Raw genomic sequence first — 3296 nt, forward strand, 5'->3', positions numbered from 1 at the left:
ACTGACCGGGTTGGCCTTGTGCAGCGCCGCCAATTCGCTATCCACAGCCGCCACGCGCTGATCCAGCGCTTCGATATGCGCGCCCATCTGCTCGAACATCGCCCGCGCCGTGGCGGGGATGGCATTGTCAGCGGCCAGTTCCATCAGCAGCGCCGCGACCTTGACGATCCCTTTGGCGGCCACCACGCCGAATTCCGCCGCATGGCCGCGTAGGGCATTGATAGCCTGGGTGCGCTGGCTCACCAGCATCTCACGATGTTTGAGGATTATGCCGTCGGCCTGCTGGTCGACGGTCTTGACCACGACCGAGCGCATGGAGGGACGTGACGCCGCCTCGCTGATTGCCTCGGCATCGTTGCGGTCATTCTTGGCCCGTTTGACGAAGGGCTTGACGTATTGTGGCGGGATCAGGCGAACGTCATGGCCCAGCCGGCTGAACAAGCGCCCCCAATGATGCGAGCCACCGCAAGCCTCCAATACCACCTCTGTTGCGTCCTGTTTGCCAAAGAAGGCTTCCACCTGACCGCGCCTGAGCTCGCGCCGCAGCACCGGGCGTTCCTGCTCATCGACGCCATGAAGCGTGAACACGTGCTTGGACGTATCAATCGCGATGCGCTTATACTTCATCTGGACGGTCCTTGGTTGATGTATGACAACTCAACTTTGGCACGAGATGCCGTTGGGCCGTCCACCCCAACATCCCGCGTGATGCCTGACTCATGTTGGGGATTCCCGACGCGGGCCTGAATGTGATTCACCATGGTGAACATCGGGAAGTTCGCCATGGCCGCTCCGGTCACCTTGCGTCAGGATTTCACTGCCGCCGATCTGCGCCTTCATGCCCGCCGTAGTCGCGATGCCAATCAGGCCCGGCGTTTGTTGGCCCTTGCGGCGATCTATGATGGTGGCTCTCGCGGCGACGCGGCACGGCTTGGTGGCGTCGGCCTTCAGATCGTGCGGGACTGGGTGGTGCGGTTCAACGCCGATGGGCCGGCCGGGCTGCTGGACCGCAAGCCGCCAGGACCATCGCGACGGTTGAGCGAGGCGCAGCGCCAGGCGCTTGGCGCCATGGTGGAGAGCGGCCCCGATCCGGCGGTGCATGGCGTGGTGCGCTGGCGGCTGGTCGATCTGGCACAGTGGCTGTGGGAGGAGTTCCGCGTCTCGATCAGCGAGGACACCGTCGGGCGCGAGTTGCACGCGCTCGGCTATCGCAAGCTCACAGCCAGGCCCCGGCATCATGCACAGGACCGGGCAACCTTGGAGACATTCAAAAAAAATTCCCCGCCGCGCTGGCGGAGGTCGCGCAGGGCGTCGCTGCCGGCAAGCGCATAGAGGTCTGGTTCCAAGACGAAGCCAGAGTGGGCCAGAAGAACGGCATCACTCGACGCTGGGCGCGGCGCGGCAGCCGTCCCTCTGCACCGCACGACCAGCGCACCGCTTCGGCCTATCTGTTCGGCGCGATCTGCCCCAGCGAGGGCAAGGGCGCTGCCCTCGTCCTGCCCCACTGCAATACCGAGGCGATGGGCCTGCATCTCGCCGAAGTCGCGGCCGCCGTTGCTGCCGACGCCCACGCCGTCGTCCTGCTCGACCAGGCTGGCTGGCATATGGCGTGCGATCTCAAGATACCACCAAACATCACGCTGATGCCGCTTCCGCCGCGCGCACCGGAGCTCAATCCGGTCGAGAACGTCTGGCAGTTCATGCGCGAAAACTGGCTCTCCAACCGCGTCTTCGCGTCATACGACGACATCATCGACCATTGCTGCTTCGCTTGGAACAAGCTCACCGATCAGCCGTGGCGCATCATGTCCATCGGATTGCGAGATTGGGCCGATAGGTTCTGATCAATGCGGATTGTTGGGGTGGACGGCCCAACGGCATCTCGTGCCAAAGTTGAGTTGTCATACACCAACCAAGGACCGTCCAGATGAAGTATAAGCGCATCGCGATTGATACGTCCAAGCACGTGTTCACGCTTCATGGCGTCGATGAGCAGGAACGCCCGGTGCTGCGGCGCGAGCTCAGACGCGGCCAGGTGGAAGCCTTCTTTGGCAAACAGGATGCAACAGAGGTGGTATTGGAGGCTTGCGGAGGCTCGCATCATTGGGGCCGCTTGTTCAGCCGACTGGGTCACCGCGTTCGCCTGATCCCGCCGCAATACGTCAAGCCCTTCGTCAAACGGGCCAAGAATGACCGCAACGATGCCGAGGCAATCAGCGAGGCGGCGTCACGTCCCTGCATGCGCTCGGTTGTGGTCAAGACCGTCGACCAGCAGGCCGACGGCATCATCCTCAAACATCGTGAGATGCTGGTGAGCCAGCGCACCCAGGCGATCAATGCCCTACGCGGCCATGCGGCGGAATTCGGCGTGGTGGCTGCCAAAGGGACCGTCAAGGTCGCGGCGCTGCTGACGGAACTGGCCGCTGACGGCGCCATTCCCGCCACGGCGCGGGCGATGTTCGAGCAGATGGGCGCGCATATCGAAACGCTGGATCAGCGCGTGGCGGCTGTGGATAGCGAATTGGCGGCGCTGCACAAGGCCAACCCGGTCAGTCAGCTGCTGGCCGAGATCCCTGGCGTTGGCCCGCTTGGGGCGATCACCATGGCGCTGACGGTGGAGCCTGGGAACTTTGCGTCCGCGCGGCACTTCGCCGCATGGCTGGGCCTGACGCCAAAGGAACATTCCACTGGCGGCAAGCAACGCATGGGCAAAATCAGCAAGGCCGGCAATGAACGGTTGCGGCAATTGCTGTTCGTCGGCGCCATGTCCGTCATCCGTTTCGCCAAACCAGGTGGCAAATCCGCCTCGGCGTGGCTGCTGCAATTGCTGGAGCGCAAGCCGCGCAAGCTCGCCGCGGTGGCTCTGGCCAACAAGATGGCCCGGATCATCTGGGCCATGATGGCACGCGGGGAAGCGTATCGGCGTCAGCCGGTCGCCGCCTGAGCCGCGTGCGGGTGCCGAGGGTTTAAGGACAAGCAAGAGATGGCTATCGGTCGAACCGACGAGCGACAAAATCCGTTAATACCTGTGGCAGAAACATGCCGCCGGGTTGTTTGGATGTCGCTCGCGGATCCCATCTGGGCCAGCGGGCATCGTCTCGCGTCAAAGGCCGGACACATGACCGCATTCGAACCAAGGCCAATCTCTCGCAAGCCACTTGAACCCTACGGGCCGTTCTCTAATCGCGTCTCCCTTGTCAATAGCCTCTTGCTTACTTCTGCTACCGTACCGGGGTCACGGTTCTCTCCGCGGTCGGAAGATATCCGCCGCAACATCTGGTCCGAAGCACAGGCGC

General features: G+C 63.2%; 3 protein-coding genes. 2 read left to right on the forward strand and 1 reads right to left on the reverse strand.

Features of this window, described 5'->3' with window-relative positions:
• On the reverse strand, positions 1-627 hold a 627-nt coding region (locus VF515_10495), incomplete at its 3' end, for an IS110 family transposase (protein HEX7408061.1).
• 156 nt (positions 628-783) lie between these two features.
• On the opposite strand from VF515_10495, the gene VF515_10500 reads away from it, so the two are divergent.
• Both VF515_10500 and VF515_10505 read left to right on the forward strand, forming a co-directional pair.
• A protein-coding gene (locus tag VF515_10500; protein ID HEX7408062.1) for an IS630 family transposase occupies positions 784-1844 on the forward strand; the annotation gives its coding sequence in 2 pieces (ribosomal slippage) (positions 784-1276 and positions 1276-1844; 1062 coding nt in all).
• Between the two features lie 83 nt (positions 1845-1927).
• On the forward strand, positions 1928-2944 hold the full coding sequence (locus VF515_10505; protein ID HEX7408063.1) for an IS110 family transposase: 1017 nt from the start codon (positions 1928-1930) through the stop codon (positions 2942-2944).
• Positions 2945-3296 lie beyond the last annotated feature (352 nt).

The organism is Candidatus Binatia bacterium, assembly GCA_036382395.1.
Classification (GTDB): domain Bacteria; phylum Desulfobacterota; class Binatia; order HRBIN30; family HRBIN30; genus JAGDMS01.

Coding starts and splice junctions, on each gene's coding strand:
- VF515_10505 (HEX7408063.1), top strand. CDS start 1,928: ATGAAGTATAAGCGCATCGCGATTGATACGTCCAAGCACGTGTTCACG.